Source organism: Arthrobacter sp. SO5, from assembly GCF_020532805.1.
Taxonomy (GTDB): Bacteria; Actinomycetota; Actinomycetes; order Actinomycetales; family Micrococcaceae; genus Arthrobacter.
This window is the reverse complement of the sequence record NZ_MQTQ01000009.1, coordinates 1-15,315: the sequence shown is the minus strand read 5'-3', so window position 1 is coordinate 15,315 and position 15,315 is coordinate 1. Positions and strand designations below refer to the sequence as shown.

Below are 15,315 nucleotides of genomic sequence, written 5' to 3'. Positions count from 1 at the left end.
CGCCCCACCCGAGGCTTCACCTTCCCCCGCGGCGCATGCCCAGCCCTCCGGCCCGCGGGTGGACATAGTCCCAAACTGCCCAATTCCCCGCGCCAAGACTGGACATGTCCCCCCGACGCCGAACGAACCTTTCTGCGTCCATGTTGTTTTCATTGACAAAGCCACACGTTCAAAGATAAAGTCAACTAAATCCACTTCATGTGATGGCCATCACGGAAATCGCGGGATTATCCGCATTACTGACCCAAAGGAGAGCCAGTGTTCGCCGAAGAACGCCAGCAGCTGATTGTCGGTCTCATCTCCGCGAGCGGCCGGGCCAGCGTCACTGAGCTTGCAGACCGTTTCAGGATCACCACCGAGACTGTCCGCCGGGACCTCGCCACCCTCGAAGCCGTCGGTACTGTGCGCAGGGTCCACGGCGGGGCTGTTTCCCCGGACAGGTTCAGCACCACCGAGGAGAGCATCCTGGAGCGGACGGTCCAGCGGCAGCCGGAAAAGATCCGCATCGCCGAAGCCGCCCTGGCTCTCATCCCGCAAGGCCGCGCCGGAAGCATCCTCATTGACGCCGGTTCCACCACAGAGGCCCTCGCGGGGCTCCTGGCCACCCGGACGGCCGCAACAGCCGCCAGCACAGCCCCGGATGCGGAACTGGTGGTCATCACGCATTCCCTGCCCATCGCAACAAGGCTTTCCGGCGAACCCGGCATCGCCCTGCACCTGCTCGGCGGCAAGGTCCGCGGGATCACCCAGGCCGCCGTCGGGCAGTCCACCGTGGAAGCCGCCCGCCGGATCCGCCCGGACATCGCCTTCATCGGCACCAACGGCATCCACGCAGCCTTCGGGCTGAGCACTCCCGATCCTGAAGAAGCCGCCGTCAAGGCTGCCTTCGTCCAATCAGCACGCCGCATCGTGGTGCTGGCTGATGCCTCCAAGCTGGACGCCGAAACCCTGGTCCAGTTCGCCTCGTTGAAAGATCTGGACACCTTGATCACTGACACGAAACCCGGTCAGGACCTGGCCGACGCCCTCGCCGAGGCCGGCGTGGAGGTGGTGGTCGCTTGATTGTCACCCTGACCGTCAACCCGAGCCTGGACCGCACCGTGGCGCTGCCGGGTCCCCTGCTCCGCGGCGAAGTCCAGCGGGCTGTCTCCGTCCGGCAGGAATCCGGCGGAAAGGGCGTTAACGTCTCGCGCGCACTCGTCGCCGCGGGGCTCACGACAGTCGCCGTGCTGCCCGGAGCCGAGGCCGATCCGGTCCTGGCCGGGCTCCGGGAAGGCGACGTGCCGTTCGCCGCCCTCCCGATCGGCGAGCCGCTGCGCAGCAATGTGGCGCTCACCGAACCCGGCGGCGTCACCACCAAGATCAACGAACCCGGCCCGGTGCTGAGTCCGGACCAGCAGGAAGCCCTGATCGGGCTGCTCCTGGACCGAGCCCGCGGAGCCAGCTGGGTGGTCCTGGCCGGGTCGCTCCCACCCGGGGTCCCGGCGGACTTCTACGCCACCGTCACCCGGCGGCTGCGCTCCATGGATCACGGCAACAAGGCTCCGCTGGTCGCCGTCGATTCCTCCGGCGAACCGCTCGCCGCCGTGATCTCCGGCGACACCCTGGGGAAACCGGACCTGATAAAACCCAATGCCGAGGAACTGGCGGAACTGGCTGCCGCAGCCGGGTTCGCCGCGCACAGGTCCGCCGAAGAACTCGAAGCGGATCCGGGGGCAGCCGCGGCAGCGGCCGCCGCCGTCGTGCGCTCCGGGGTGGGTGCCGTGCTGGCAACGCTCGGCTCCAAGGGCGCGGTGCTTGTAACGGCCGACGGCGCGTGGCTGGCCACGCACCCGCCGGTCACCGCAGTGAGCACGGTAGGCGCCGGCGATTCCTCGCTGGCCGGCTACCTGCTCGCCTCCAGCCGGGGCGCCGCCCCGGCCGATTGTCTCCGTCAGGCTGTGGCCCATGGTGCCGCTGCCGCTTCGCTGCCGGGCTCCACAGTTCCGGCAGTTCACCAAACCACCCCCGACGCCGTAACCATCACGGCCCTGAAGAAGGATTGACAGTGACTCAGCTCATCACCACCGACCTGGTCGAGCTCGACCAGAACCTGGGCAGCACGCCCGAGGACGTCATCCGGCACCTGGCTGGCAGGGTTGCAGCCAACGGACGCGCCACCGAAGTCGAGGGACTCTTCGCGGACGCCTTCGCCAGGGAGTCCAAGACCGCAACCGGCGTTCCGGGCGGCATCGCGATCCCGCACTGCCGCTCGACGGCGGTCACCCACCCCACCCTGGCAATGGCGCGGCTGTCCCGGCCGGTCGATTTCGGTGCCAAGGACGGACCGGCAGATCTGATTTTCTTCATTGCCGCTCCGGAGGGCGCGGACCAGGAGCACCTGAAGCTGCTCTCGAAGCTTGCGAGGTCCCTCATTGAGAAGGACTTCACGGCCAGTCTGCGCGCCGCAACCTCCTAGGCGGAGATTGTGGAACTCGTCGAAGCCGCACTGGCGGACAAACCCACCGTCCACGCCGTGACGGCACCGTCCGGCGCCCCCGCCCCCGGAGCCGCCGCAGGCGCCGCCGGAGAAGGTGGCGGTACCGGGAAGGCCAAAGGGCCCAAGCGCCTCGTCGCCGTCACCGCCTGCCCTACCGGCATTGCCCACACCTACATGGCCGCCGACTCGCTGGTCGCCGCGGCCAAGGAAGTCGGCGTGGACCTGCAGGTGGAAACCCAGGGATCCTCTGGCGCGAAGGCACTTGATCCGGCCGTCATCGCCGCCGCGGACGCCGTGATCTTCGCCGTGGACGTGGACGTGCGCGGCAAAGAGCGTTTCGCCGGCATGCCGGTGATCAACGCCCCGGTCAAGCGCGGTATCGACGAGCCGGACAAGATGGTCGCGGAAGCACTCGCCGCCGCGGACAACCCGCATGCCCGCCGCGTGCCGCACTACGGCGCCGAGGAGCAGGCCGAACACGAGGCAGAGGAAAAGGGCGAGCACCTCGGCACGAAACTGAAGAAGGCGCTCCTCACGGGCGTCAGCTACATGATCCCGTTCGTTGCGGGCGGCGGTCTGCTCATCGCCCTCGGCTTCCTGCTGGGCGGCTACGACATCACGGGCTTCGCGGACAAGATCCTCGCGGATAACAGCCTCTTCAACCTGCCCACCGTGTATCCGGAACTGGCGTGGGGCCCGCTGGGCGCCTATCTGGGTGCCGTGCTTTTCAAGATCGGCGCCTTGTCCCTCGGCTTCCTCGTGCCCGCCCTGGCCGGCTACATCGCCTACGCCATCGCCGACCGGCCCGGCATCGCCCCGGGCTTCGTTGCGGGCGCCGTTGCCGTCTTCATGGGCGCAGGCTTCCTCGGCGGCATCGTCGGCGGCCTGATCGCCGGCTACGTGGCACATGCGATCGGCAAACTCAGCGTGGCCCGGTGGCTGCGCGGCCTGATGCCGGTGGTCATTATCCCGCTCGTAGCCTCACTCGTGGCATCGGGCCTGCTGTTTGTCTTCCTGGGCGCCTACATCGCCCGGGTCACTGTCGGACTCAACGAATTCCTGGCCGGCCTCACCGGTGCCAGCGCCATCGCCCTGGGCGTCATCCTGGGCCTGATGATGTGCTTCGACCTCGGCGGTCCGGTCAACAAGGTTGCCTACTCATTCGCCGTCGCAGGCCTGGGCGCAGCCTCCATCGCTAACCAGGCGCCGTGGCAAATCATGGCGGCCGTCATGGCCGCGGGCATGGTCCCGCCGCTGGCCATGGCACTGGCTGCGACCGTGCTGAACAAGAGGCTTTTCAGCCTGGCGGAGCAGGAAAACGGCAAGGCCGCCTGGCTGCTCGGAGCCTCTTTCATCACCGAAGGTGCCATCCCGTTCGCAGCCGCAGACCCGCTTCGCGTCATCCCGGCCAGCATGCTCGGCGGGGCCGTGACGGGTGCCATCTCGATGGCGGCAGGGGTGGGATCGAAGGCTCCGCACGGCGGAATCTTCGTCTTCTTCGCGATCGATAACTTCCTGATGTTCGTCGTCGCGATCGCTGCCGGTACCGCCGTGAGCGCCTTTGCCGTGATCGGGCTCAAGCGCTGGGCAGTCAAGAAGCCGGTTGATTCGTTGGTGGCGGTTCCCGTAGCCGCCTGAGCCCACCGGGCAGACTTTCCGCTAGCTGACATTCCCCAATCTGAAACCAAGGAGCAGAAATGACCGAACGTCACGCCACGATTGGCAGCCGCGTAGGGCTGCACGCCCGCCCGGCCGCCATCTTCGCCGAGGCTGCGGGCGAGTTCGATCTCGAAATCACCATCGCCCGCCTGGGTGAACCGGAGGACGAGGCCATGGACGCCGCCAGCATCCTGTCCCTGATGAGCCTCGGCGCATCCCACGGCGAGGTTGTGGTGTTGCGTGCCGAGGGCGACGGCGCCGACGCAGCCCTCGAGCGCCTGGTCCGGATTCTCGAGACGGATCACGACGCCGCATAGCACCACCGCACCGCCGCTAAGCACCCCTAGCGCATGCTTGTCAGAGCCCCGCCGCGCCGATAGTTTGGAATCCGCGGCACCACCACCCGTGGACAGCCGCTCAACTGGTTCCCGGCCAAAGGAGACAACCCCGTGGCAAGCGTGCAGGACAGCATTGAAGTCGACGTTCCCGTGTCCACCGCCTACAACCAGTGGACGCAGTTCGAGACTTTCCCCGAGTTCATGAGCGGGGTCCAATCGGTGGAACAGATCGACGAGACGTCCCTGCAGTTCCGCACCGAGATCGCCGGGGTCAGGCGCGAGTACCTGGCCCAGATCACGGAGCAGACGCCGGACCGGAAGATTGCCTGGGTCAGCACGGACAAGCCGCGAAACGCCGGAACGGTGACGTTCGAGCCGCTCGGCGGGGAGCGCGCGCGGGTCAGTGTGGAGCTGGAATGGGATCCCGAGGGCCTGGCGGAGAAGGCCGGTTCAGCCCTCGGCGCGGACAGCCGCCAGGTGACCGCGGACCTCGGTCGCTTCAAGGAATTCATCGAATCCCGCGGCATCGAGACCGGCGAGTGGCGCTCCTCCGTTGAGCAGGGTGAGGTCGACGTCGACGCCTACAGCGCCGAAGACCGGCGGCCGAGGTAGCCGTGGCCCCGAAGAAGAAGAATACCGGGCTTGCCTCGGGGCTCGGGAACGCCTGAGTCCGATGGCCGGGGACTGCACGACCGGAGTCTCAGGCCTCCCTGCGCGCACTTTTCGCGTCGGCCTCGGGGGCTTCGGCGGCAGCGGCTTTCGCCGCGGTCCGCGAAGCCGTCTTCGCGGCCGGCCTGGCGGCGGCCGTCTTCGAGGCCGTCTTCGCGGCAGGCCCAGCGGCGGCCGTCTTCGCGGCCCTCTTCGCGGCCGGCTTCGCAGCGGCCCGGGCATCCCCCTTAGCCGGGGCCGCCACGCCTCCGCGCTTTTTCTCGAGGCTCCGTTTGAGCGCTTCCATCAGGTCGATCACCTCGCCGTCGCCGGATGCTGCGGCGGGCACCCCGAAGGTCTCCTCGGTGTCGAGGGACTCCCCCTTCTCCAGCTTCGCCTCGATGAGGGTGCGGAGCTGGACCTGGTAGTCGTCGGTGAACTGGTCCGGTTCGAAGTCCGCCGCCATCGAATCGACCAGCGCAGCGGACATTTCACGCTCCTGGGCGGAGATCCGGATGGAGGTCTCAAGCGAGGGGAAGCTGGCCTCCCGCACCTCGTCGGCCCAGAGCAGGGCCTGCAGCATCAGCACGTCGCCGCGGACCCGCAGTGCCCCCAGCCTCGTTTTGTCCCGCAGGGCGAACTGGACAATGGCCACCCGGTCGGTGTCCTCAAGGGCGCGTCGCAGCAGCATGTAGGCCTTGGGGGACTTGGAATCCGGCTCGAGGTAGTAGCTCTTCTCGAACGTGACGGGATCGAGCTGCTCGGCCGGGACGAACTGCACGACGTCAATCTCGTGGCTGTTCTCGGCCGGGATGGACTTGAGCTCGTCGCGGCTCAGGACCACCGTGCGTCCGTCGTCCTCGTAGGCTTTGTCGATGTCCTCGTAGTCCACGATCTTGCTGCACACCTCGCAGCGGCGCTGGTAGCGGATCCGGCCGCCGTCGGCGTTGTGGACCTGATGGAGGCTGATGTCGTGGTCCTCGGTTGCGCTGTAAACCTTGACGGGCACGTTGACCAGCCCGAACGCTATTGCGCCTTTCCAGATGGCTCTCATGGATCAAGTGAACATCACAGGTGCACAGAGGTGAAGGGCCTTGCCTGAAACGACGCCGTCCTCCGGCAAACAGCGGGTCCGCGTGGCCGGCCGCGAAATCGTGGTGACGAACCTGGACAAGGTCCTGTATCCCGAGACCGGGACCACCAAGGCCGATGTCCTGACCTACTACGCCGCCGTGGCGCCCGTCCTGATTCCGGCGGCGGCCAACCGGCCGGCCACCCGGAAGCGCTGGGTGCATGGCGTGGGGACCGCCGTCGCGCCGGGGGAGATGTTCTTCCAGAAGAACCTGGATCATTCGACTCCGGGGTGGGTGCCCCGGGCGTCCATCACACACAAGGAACGGACCATCCAGTACCCCCTGGTCAATGACCCGGCCACGCTTGCGTGGCTGGCGCAGATCGCCGCGCTGGAGATCCATGTGCCGCAGTGGCGCGTGGATTCCCACGGCAACCAGCTGGCGCCGGACAGGCTGGTGCTGGATCTGGACCCCGGAGAGGGTGCGGGGCTGGCGGAATGTGTGGAAGTCGCCAAACTGGCCCGCGCCATCCTGCAGGATGTCGGCCTGGATCCCGTTCCGGTGACCAGCGGCAGCAAAGGCATACACCTCTACGCGGCGCTCGACGGGACCCGCAGCTCGGAGCAGATCTCCGAGTTCGCCCATGAACTGGCCCGGTCGCTGGAAGCGGACCATCCGGACCTCGCCGTCAGCGACATGAAGAAGACGCTGCGCACCGGCAAGGTCCTGGTGGACTGGAGCCAGAACAGCGCCGCGAAGACCACCATCGTGCCCTATTCGCTGCGCGGGCGGCTCCAGCCCACGGTCGCCGCGCCCCGGACCTGGCGCGAGCTCAGCGCCCCGGCCCTGCACCAGCTGGACTACCGGGACGTCATGAAGCGGGTGGGCGCCGGCAAGGACCCCTTCGCCGCTATCTCCGGCGGGCAGCGCTCCCCCGGCCAGCCGGCGCAGGCGCCCGCCGAGCCCACGGGCGACGGCGGCGACGCCGACCCCCGGCTGGAGCGGTACCGCACCAAACGCGACGCCGCGGCGACCCCGGAACCGTTCACGGCCGAGCAACACCACGAGGCCAGCGCCGGCACCATCCGGGAGAAGTTCGTGATCCAGGAACACCATGCCAGCCGCCTGCACTTCGACTTCCGACTGGAGCGCGACGGCGTACTGGTGTCCTGGGCGTTGCCCAAGGGCGTCCCCACCACTAAAACGAAGAACCACCTCGCGGTCCAGACCGAGGACCACCCGATGGACTACGCCGGCTTCGAGGGGACCATCCCCAAGGGCCAGTACGGCGCCGGCACCGTGAGCATCTGGGACCACGGGTCCTACGACTGCGAGAAATGGATCGCCGGCAAGGAGGTCATCGCCACCCTCACGGGGGCGGACGACGGCGGCCTGGGCGGCACCCGCCGGTTCGCCCTGATCCACACCGGCAAGGCCGACGACCAGTGGCTCATCCATCTAATGGACCCGCTGGGGCCAGCCCGTGGACGCCACGAGACGACGGCGCCCGGCGCGGACGACGGCGGGACGGCAGGCGCGCAAGCCGGCACTGAAGCAGACGCAGGTGCCGCGGACCCCGGCGCCGAAGGCCCTCCCGCGGCGGATCCGGCGGATTTCAGCCCGATGCTCGCGAGCGCCGGAACCGCTGCGGACCTGCCGGACAAGGACTGGCAGTTTGAACTGAAGTGGGATGGGGTCCGCGCCCTGGTCGTGGGGGACGCGAAGGGGATCCGCATCCTGAGCCGCAACGGCAACGAGATGTCCGCGAGCTATCCCGAACTGACCGAGCGCTCCTGCTGGCCGCAGCAGGACTTCATCGCCGACGGCGAGATCATCGCCGTCGGACCGTCCGGGCGCCCCGACTTCGGCTTGCTGCAGGGCCGCATGAAGCTGACCAAGGCCAACGAGGTCGCCAAGGCGCGGCTCTCCACGCCGGTGCGGCTGATGCTGTTCGACCTCCTGTCCGACGGCGGCAGGGACCTCCGCCGCCTCCCGCTCAGTGAACGCCGGTCCCGGCTGGAGGGGTTTTTCCGCCGCTCCGGCTGCCCGGTGGAACTCTCCGCGGTAATCGACGGCGATGTCCGGCACATCCTGGAAAGCGCCGAAGAGCTGGGGCTCGAGGGTGTGATGGCCAAGCGCACCGACGGCCGCTACGTCGGCCAGCGGAGCCGGTCCTGGCTGAAGCTCAAGTTCGAACGCACCCAGGAAGTGGTGGTCGGCGGCTGGCGGCCGGGAAAAGGAGAGCGCAGCCAGTCCGTTGGATCGCTGCTGCTGGGAATCCCGGACGGCTCGGGACTGCGGTACGTGGGGCGGGTGGGCAGCGGCTTCAGCACCCGCGAACTCAAGGAACTGCGGCAGCAACTGGATGCCCTGCCCCGGAAAACGTCACCCTTCGACGAGGTGCCGGCGGCCGATGCCTCGGACGCGCACTGGGTGAGCGCCCGGCTCGTCGGAGAGGTCACCTACGGGGAATGGACCGCCGCCGGGAAGCTCCGGCACCCGGTCTGGCGGGGCTGGCGGCTGGACAAGACACCGGCCGATGTGGCGGTGGAGCAGGGCTGAGTGAGTGGCTAGGAAGAGTGCGGGATGTCCGGCTTGCCGGTCCGGTGAACCGCGTTCACGGCGGCCTCATGGCCCATCCGGCCATGCTGGACGTCGTGCTCCTTGGGATGACGGTGTTTCCCGCTGCCGTCCGGCCACTGCTGGCCCTCTGCTGCGGTGGGCGGAGCGGGGCGCGTGGTTTCCGGGCCGGGAGCCTCGCCCATGGACTCAGCCAGGTGACTGGCTACGCTAGGCTCGATCTCTTCGCCGAAGTGGTGTTCCGCCATTGTTCTTCCCTTCCGCTGTGCAGACTAAAAACTGTGCAAACGAGCTGCACCTTAACTCTGCAGGTTTAGCTGTGCAAATAAATCCAGCAATCAATACTCCAGCAATCAATACTCCAGCAATCAAAGCCGTGCAGTGACCTCCGAGATAACCGCAGGGTCGTGGAACGGTGACTGACGTGTTCCCTCATGGTAGGTCGGCACGGAAGTGTTGTCTGTAGCAGTTACCAGCGGACCTTCTTTTCCGCCGGGCCCTGCTTTCCGCTGACATGCGTGGGCTTGTGGCTGTGGCCGACGCTCTGTGAACCGGCGCCGCCGCGCGACTTGCTGGCGAGCATTTCCTTCTGGGCATCGGTCAGTCGTGATTTGATGCCCTTCGCCTGCCCGGCCGGTGTGGCATCCGCCCCGGTTTCAGGGGTGGCCTCAGGGGTTTCTTCGGTGTCTCTGCCGGTCATGGGCTGCTCTCCTGTGTGTGGCTTTTCATCAGCGCTCCGCTGGCATCAACCCTAGGCGCTTTCCGGATAGCTTGGGTACCCCTTTTCGGCGCGGCCTGCGGGACCCCAGGCGACGTCCCGGGCGGCCCGAAAGGCGCCAATCCGGGCCCGAAGGCGGCCTCCTGGCGCCTTCAGGGCAAAAAGTTTGGCCGCGACGCGGCGGACGGCTCCGCTTCCCAGCAATGGCGCGGTGAAACGGGGGAAAACAATTCCCCGGATCCGCCCCGTTCCGCGGGCGAAACAGCGGATCATACGGCACCGAACTCGGAAACTCCAGAGAATTCGCGTAAAATTGAAGGCCTGCCCAGAGCGGGGCAGCTACCAGTCGCAAGCAAATGACCTCCCCAGGAGTGGCCCAAATGCCCACAGACCTAAGCACGACCGACTCTTCAGCAGGCGTTATGAACGCCGGCGGAACCAACATAGTTGCACCCAAGGGTGTGAGAAAACCAAAGCTACGGACACGCCGTCGACTCAAAGAGTCTGACGTCAACGTCGTCAACCAGCCGATGCTCAAGAAAGCACTCGGCGGCACCATTGTGGGTAACACCATGGAATGGTACGACGTCGGCGTGTTCGGCTACCTGATCACCACCATGGGACCGGTGTTCCTGCCCGAAGCGGACAAGTCCGTGCAGACCCTGTTCCTGCTGGGAACGTTCGCCGCCACCTTCATTGCCCGCCCCCTCGGCGGAGTTATCTTTGGCTGGCTCGGCGACAAGATCGGCCGCCAGAAGGTCCTCGCGGCCACGCTGATGATCATGGCCGCCAGCACCTTCGCCGTCGGGCTCCTGCCCGGCTACGCGCAGATCGGTATCTGGGCCGCGGTCCTGCTGGTCCTGTTGAAGGTCGTCCAGGGCTTCTCCACCGGCGGCGAGTACGCCGGCGCCACCACCTTTGTCAGCGAATACGCCCCGGACAAGCGCCGCGGCTTCTTCGCAAGCTTCCTGGACATGGGCAGCTACCTCGGCTTCGCGGCCGGCGCGGCCCTCGTTTCCGTGCTGCAGCTGACCCTCGGCCAGGACACCATGGAGCAGTGGGGCTGGCGAATCCCGTTCCTGCTGGCCGGCCCGCTGGGCCTGATCGCTGTCTACTTCCGGAGCAAGATCGAGGAATCCCCCCAGTTCCAGGCCACCCTGGACGCCCAGGAGGAAAGCTCCAAGGGCGCCAGCGCCGGGGATGCCGCCGCCTCGAAGGGCCCGGTGGGGATCGTCAAGGCTTACTGGCGTTCACTCATCGTGGCGATGATCCTCGTGGCAGCCGCGAACACCGCCGGCTACGCCCTGACGTCCTACATGCCGACGTACCTCACCGAGTCCAAGGGCTATGACCCCGTCCACGGCACGTTGCTGACGATCCCCGTGCTGGTCATCATGAGCCTCTGCATCCCGCTGACCGGCAAGCTTTCAGACCGGATCGGCCGCCGCCCCGTGCTGTGGATCGGTGCGCTGAGCACAGTAGTGCTGGCCATACCGGCGTTCGTGCTGATCGGCATCGGTGATGTCTGGTCCACCCTGGCCGGGCTGTCATTGATCGCCTTCCCGGTGACGTTCTACGTGGCCAACCTCGCCTCCGCGCTGCCGGCCCAGTTCCCGACGTCGAGCCGGTACGGCGCGATGGGCATCGCGTACAACTTCTCCGTGGCCATCTTCGGCGGCACCACGCCGTTCATCGTCGCCGCCCTCATCGGCGCCACCGGCAATGACATGATGCCGGCGTACTACCTGATGGCCACCTCGGCGATCGGTGCCGCGGCGATCTACTTCCTCAAGGAATCGGCCCAGATGCCGCTTCCGGGATCCATGCCCAGCGTGGACACCGAGGCCGAGGCCAAGGAGCTCGTCGCGAACCAGGACGAGAACCCGCTGATCGACCTGGAGCATATGGACATGCCCTTCACCACGTTGCCCGCTGACTCGACGGCGGCCCGCGAATCCGAGAAGGTTCCGGCCCAGGCCTAAGCCTGCCCCTCCGGCAGCCCCGCCCATCAAGGCCTGCTCCGCGTGATCTTCCCGTTGAGGGAAGCACCCGGAGCAGGCCTTAGGCGCGTCCGGCGGCGGCCCAAACCGATAGCCTGCCAGCCACAGCCAGAGGAGGTCCGCCGTGCAGTCCCTCCTTCGTCATCTGAGCGTCCTTCACAGCCTCGCGCCGGCGGACAAGGACCACCTCTCGGCGGTGCGCGTGGCCCTCAGCGTGGCCGTCCCGTCCCTCGTGCTCCTCGCCGCCGGCCGCCCGGAGCTCATCATCTACGCCGTCTTCGGCGCCCTCACCGGAATGTATGGCCGGGCCGAGCCCCATCAGCTGCGGCTCAGGCATCAGGGCCAGGCCGCTCTCCTGCTGGTGGGCGGGCTGGCCGTCGGCGTGTTCCTCTCGGTGAACCACCTCCATTCCTGGGCGCTGGTTCTCACCGAAACGGTGCTCGCCGCGGCGGGGTCCCTGTTCGCGGACAAGGTCGGGTTGAAGCCCAACGGCCCCTTTTTCGGCCTCCTGGCCCTGGGCGCCTGCGCGTCCATCCCCACCCCGGCACCCTGGACCTGGGCCGTGCTGGTCGGAGCCCTGTCCGCCGCGTTTTCGATGCTGGTGGGCTTCGTCGGCTGGGTCCGGGGCCGGGCCTGGGATCCCGGTGCGGAACGCGACGTTCCGGCACTGCGCGGGGCCCGGCGTCGGGCTGCCTGGCTCCATGCGGCCCGCTACCTCGTGGCTGTCGGCGCTGCCGGATCCATCGGCGTGCTGAGCGGCAGCGGGCATCCGCACTGGGCCATGGCCGCCGCGGCCGTGCCACTCGCCGGGCCGGACATGCCCAGCAGCGTCTACCGCGGGCTGCACCGGATCGTCGGGACCCTGCTCGGCCTGGTGGTGGTCGCCCTGGTGCTGTTCCCCTGGGCGTTGTCGCCACTGCAGGCCTTCCCTGGCCGGGAGACCGTGGTCCTGGCAGTGCTCGTGATCGTCTTGCAATTCACCACCGAGCTGTTCATGACGCGGCACTACGGGATTGCCATGGTCTCCTTCACGCCGGTGATCCTGCTGATGACGCAGCTCGCCGCCCCCGCCGACCCGCACGTGCTCGTGATGGACCGCGCCGTCGAGACACTGATCGGTGCCGGCCTCGGCATCCTCGTCGTTGTCCTGATGCCCCGGTGGCGGCCAACAGGAGCATGGGCCGTCCGGCGCTGACCGGCTATTTGGCGCGGCGCGGCGGCCCGGCCACGAGCCTGGACGGCAGGATCCGCGCGGCTGCCAGCAGCACCTTGTAGCGCTTCGTCGGGACGGAGACAGCCTTGCCGCGGGCGTTGTCGGCCAGGCCCTCACGGACAACGCGCTCCGCCTCTAGCCACATCCAGCGCGGAGGCACCGTCTTGTCCATCCCCATCCGGTCGTGGAACTCCGTGCGCGTGAAGCCCGGACAAACCGCTGTCACTTTGACGCCCCGCGCGGCATAGGCGATGTTCGCCCAGCGGGAGAAGCTGACCAGCCACGCCTTCGCGGCCGAATACGTTTCCCGCGGCAGGAACGCCGCAACGCTGGCCACATTGATGATCCGGCCGGAGCGCCGTTCCAGCATGCCCTGCAGGGCGGCGTGCGTGAGCTCCATGGCGGTCTCGACGTGCAGTTTGAGGTGCCGCTTCTCGTCGGCGATATCGTTCTCGGCGAAGGATTGCAGCAGCCCGAACCCGGCGTTGTTCACCAGGATCTCCACGGGCCGGGAGGGGTCCGCGAGGCGTGCCACGACGGCCGCCACGCCGCCGTCCTCAGCGAGGTCCGCCGCGAGCACCTCGGCGCGGATTCCGTAACGATCCTGAAGCTCCGCCGCACGTGCCTGGAGCCGGGCGTCGTCACGGGCCACCAGGATCACGTTGTGGCCCTGCTCCGCGAGCTGGCGGGCCATTTCCGCGCCGATGCCGGCGGTTGCTCCGGTAATCAGGGCGGATGTCTCAGCTGGTGTCGCGCTGGAAGTCATGGCGCCAGCCTAGCCGCGGCGGGTGAAGCGTCAAGCCCGGGCCGGCCTGCGGCCAGTTCGCCTGCGGAGCGGTCCGCTTTCATCCGGGACCGTGCCGGCGTCCGCGATGCTCCGCAGTTGCAGCGCGGAGAACGGAGCGGCCAAGGCTCCAGCTTAGGCCGGGGGCTGCTCCGGCCAGTCGACATACTGCTCGTAGGAATCATGCGTGCGCAGGTACCGGTACATAAAGGGGCAGTTCGGAATGATCCGCTTGCCGGACGCCACTACGTCGTCCAGTGCGAAGTGGGCCAGCACTTTGCCGAGCCCCTGGCCCTGGAATTGCTCCGCAGTGTCCGTGTGAATGAAGTCCACATGGCCGGGTTCGTCAATGAAGCGGATCCCGACTGCCAGCACGCCGCCGACATGGAGTTCATAGCGGTGCAGCTCATCATTCCGGGTTGTGGATACGTCCGGGCTGAACGTGTCTTCAGTGACTGCAGAGTTCTCGGTCATGGTTCGACATTGGCACTTAAAGGCGGGCGTGGCAATGGCGGCCCCGATCCGCCGGGCGCCGACTCGGCCACGAGCCGGACCGGGATCCGCCCCAGCAACAGGACGGCGAGCGCGAAACACGCTGCTCCCCCGCCGAGCAGTCCCAGCGTGAGTCCGTTGAGTGCTGCGTCGACCACCGGAACATAGACGACGACGGCGGCCGTCACCACGGCGGCAGCCGGCCGGGACGGGGCAGTCACCGGCGCCGTCGGGCGTTCTTCGAGCCGGCCGACGAGCGCCAGCACGGGCAGCAGCAGGCCGATCAACGCCAGCAGCACGAGCGGCCGGCCCCACCACCAGCCGGCGGTTCCCCCCGCAGGCTGTGGAAGATCGGTCAGCAGCAGCATGCCGGACATTGCCGCGAGCAGGGGCAGATGCCAGAGGTAGACGGTCATCGAGAACCGCCCGGCTGCCCCGATGAGCCGCCGCATCCAGGCAAGGGACCCCAGCTCAGCCAGCACAGGCCGGAGTAGCTGCAGGGCCGCGGCCTGCGAGAACCCGAGGAGCAGCAGAGTCAGGTTGGGCGGGTTGAGGTTCACCAGCATGTTCCCGGAGTACAGCCCCAGCCACACGAGCACCCCCAGGGTCAGGTTGCTGCCCAGAATGATTCCCACCAGCCCGGGGCGGCCGATGTCCCGGAGGTCACCGTCGGCGAGAAGGAAGCCGAGCTGCTGCACGGCGCACCACAGGAAGATCATGTTGAGGTACGCCAGAACCGGCATCGCCCCCCGCAGGCAGTCCACCGCCACCACCAGCGACGTGAGACCTGCCAGGGCCAGCCAGGGTGCCCGGGCATGCAGCCGTGCCAGGAGCGGAAGGCTAAGCTGCGCCGCAAGGTAGGACGCGAGGAACCACAGCGGCATCCCCGCCCCGGTGGCCAGCAACTGGATCACCTGCCGGTCAACGCCGGCAAGCCGCGCCGCCCAGAGCCCGGTGAACATGACGGCCAGCAGCGCCGCCGCCGGCCGGATGAGCCGCAGCATGCGGGCCTGCATGAAGTCTACGGCGTTGCCACCCCGGGCGCGGAGGCGGCGCCAGGATTGCAGGCCGGTAATCCCCCCGGCGACGAAGAAGAGCGGCATGACCTGCAGGACCCATACCACGGGCTCGAACCACCCCTGATTGCCGAGGGTGTTGTCGGAGGTCACGGTGCCGTCCGGGTGCAGCACGGGGCTCACCATCATGGTGTGCCCCACCACCACGATCGCGAGGCAGAAAAACCTGGCGAGGTCCTGGGCTGCTGCGGGTATTTCGGACAGCGGAATTAGTGGATTCTTCTACGCTGCCAGGGCTGGCTGTTGATAACCATA

General features: G+C 67.7%; 13 protein-coding genes and 1 pseudogene. 8 read left to right on the top strand and 6 right to left on the bottom strand.

Going from position 1 to position 15,315, the window contains the following annotated elements; translation table 11 throughout:
* The first annotated feature begins 258 nt into the window (after positions 1-258).
* The 5 genes and pseudogenes from BJG92_RS02115 (at position 259) to BJG92_RS02095 (ending at position 5,088) form a co-directional block, all read left to right on the top strand.
* Positions 259-1,062 carry a DeoR/GlpR family DNA-binding transcription regulator gene (locus tag BJG92_RS02115; RefSeq protein WP_232082365.1) on the top strand — a complete coding sequence of 268 codons (804 nt, stop codon included), beginning with the start codon at positions 259-261 and terminating at the stop codon, positions 1,060-1,062.
* Positions 1,059-2,045, top strand: a complete 987-nt coding sequence (locus BJG92_RS02110) for a 1-phosphofructokinase family hexose kinase (protein ID WP_232082364.1) — start codon at positions 1,059-1,061, stop codon at positions 2,043-2,045. Before BJG92_RS02115 ends, BJG92_RS02110 begins: the two co-directional genes overlap by 4 nt.
* Before the next feature lie 2 nt (positions 2,046-2,047).
* Positions 2,048-4,117 (top strand): annotated as a pseudogene (locus tag BJG92_RS02105) (fructose-specific PTS transporter subunit EIIC).
* A gap of 59 nt (positions 4,118-4,176) precedes the next feature.
* Positions 4,177-4,455 (top strand): HPr family phosphocarrier protein, encoded by a 279-nt coding sequence (locus BJG92_RS02100; RefSeq protein WP_232082363.1) that lies wholly within the window; start codon positions 4,177-4,179, stop codon positions 4,453-4,455.
* A gap of 132 nt (positions 4,456-4,587) precedes the next feature.
* Positions 4,588-5,088: an SRPBCC family protein gene (locus BJG92_RS02095; RefSeq protein WP_232082362.1), complete on the top strand. Its 501-nt coding sequence runs from the start codon at positions 4,588-4,590 to the stop codon at positions 5,086-5,088.
* A gap of 88 nt (positions 5,089-5,176) precedes the next feature.
* Here the strand turns inward: BJG92_RS02095 and BJG92_RS02090 are convergent, their stop codons facing one another.
* Complete coding sequence (locus BJG92_RS02090; RefSeq protein WP_232082361.1) at positions 5,177-6,178, bottom strand: Ku protein; 1,002 nt, start codon at positions 6,176-6,178, stop codon at positions 5,177-5,179.
* Between the two features lie 82 nt (positions 6,179-6,260).
* Here BJG92_RS02090 and BJG92_RS02085 point away from each other — a divergent pair, with 82 nt between their 5' ends.
* Positions 6,261-8,759, top strand: coding sequence for an ATP-dependent DNA ligase (locus BJG92_RS02085; RefSeq protein ID WP_232082367.1), 2,499 nt, complete (start codon positions 6,261-6,263; stop codon positions 8,757-8,759).
* A gap of 8 nt (positions 8,760-8,767) precedes the next feature.
* On the opposite strand, the gene BJG92_RS02080 is transcribed toward BJG92_RS02085, so the two are convergent.
* Both BJG92_RS02080 and BJG92_RS02075 read right to left on the bottom strand, forming a co-directional pair.
* A complete protein-coding gene (locus tag BJG92_RS02080; protein ID WP_232082360.1) occupies positions 8,768-9,025 on the bottom strand; it encodes a hypothetical protein in 258 nt (85 codons plus the stop codon).
* Positions 9,026-9,246: 221 nt separating this feature from the next.
* A complete protein-coding gene (locus BJG92_RS02075; protein WP_232082359.1) occupies positions 9,247-9,477 on the bottom strand; it encodes a hypothetical protein in 231 nt (76 codons plus the stop codon).
* Between the two features lie 398 nt (positions 9,478-9,875).
* Here BJG92_RS02075 and BJG92_RS02070 point away from each other — a divergent pair, with 398 nt between their 5' ends.
* A complete protein-coding gene (locus BJG92_RS02070) occupies positions 9,876-11,477 on the top strand; it encodes an MFS transporter (protein WP_232082358.1) in 1,602 nt (533 codons plus the stop codon).
* A gap of 142 nt (positions 11,478-11,619) precedes the next feature.
* Positions 11,620-12,690, top strand: a complete 1,071-nt coding sequence (locus tag BJG92_RS02065) for an FUSC family protein (RefSeq protein WP_232082357.1) — start codon at positions 11,620-11,622, stop codon at positions 12,688-12,690.
* A 4-nt stretch (positions 12,691-12,694) separates the two neighbouring features.
* Here BJG92_RS02065 and BJG92_RS02060 read toward each other — a convergent pair whose 3' ends face one another.
* The 3 genes from BJG92_RS02060 to BJG92_RS02050 form a co-directional block, all read right to left on the bottom strand.
* Positions 12,695-13,474, bottom strand: coding sequence for an SDR family oxidoreductase (locus BJG92_RS02060; protein WP_232082356.1), 780 nt, complete (start codon positions 13,472-13,474; stop codon positions 12,695-12,697).
* A 153-nt stretch (positions 13,475-13,627) separates the two neighbouring features.
* Positions 13,628-13,966 (bottom strand): GNAT family N-acetyltransferase, encoded by a 339-nt coding sequence (locus BJG92_RS02055; protein ID WP_232082355.1) that lies wholly within the window; start codon positions 13,964-13,966, stop codon positions 13,628-13,630.
* A complete protein-coding gene (locus tag BJG92_RS02050; RefSeq protein WP_232082366.1) occupies positions 13,963-15,270 on the bottom strand; it encodes an acyltransferase in 1,308 nt (435 codons plus the stop codon). The genes BJG92_RS02055 and BJG92_RS02050 overlap by 4 nt, the downstream gene beginning before the upstream one ends.
* Between the last annotated feature and the right edge of the window lie 45 nt (positions 15,271-15,315).

Coding starts and splice junctions, on each gene's coding strand:
- BJG92_RS02100 (WP_232082363.1), top strand. CDS start 4,177: ATGACCGAACGTCACGCCACGATTGGCAGCCGCGTAGGGCTGCACGCC.
- BJG92_RS02090 (WP_232082361.1), bottom strand. CDS start 6,178: ATGAGAGCCATCTGGAAAGGCGCAATAGCGTTCGGGCTGGTCAACGTG.
- BJG92_RS02080 (WP_232082360.1), bottom strand. CDS start 9,025: ATGGCGGAACACCACTTCGGCGAAGAGATCGAGCCTAGCGTAGCCAGT.
- BJG92_RS02075 (WP_232082359.1), bottom strand. CDS start 9,477: ATGACCGGCAGAGACACCGAAGAAACCCCTGAGGCCACCCCTGAAACC.
- BJG92_RS02070 (WP_232082358.1), top strand. CDS start 9,876: ATGCCCACAGACCTAAGCACGACCGACTCTTCAGCAGGCGTTATGAAC.
- BJG92_RS02060 (WP_232082356.1), bottom strand. CDS start 13,474: ATGACTTCCAGCGCGACACCAGCTGAGACATCCGCCCTGATTACCGGA.
- BJG92_RS02055 (WP_232082355.1), bottom strand. CDS start 13,966: ATGACCGAGAACTCTGCAGTCACTGAAGACACGTTCAGCCCGGACGTA.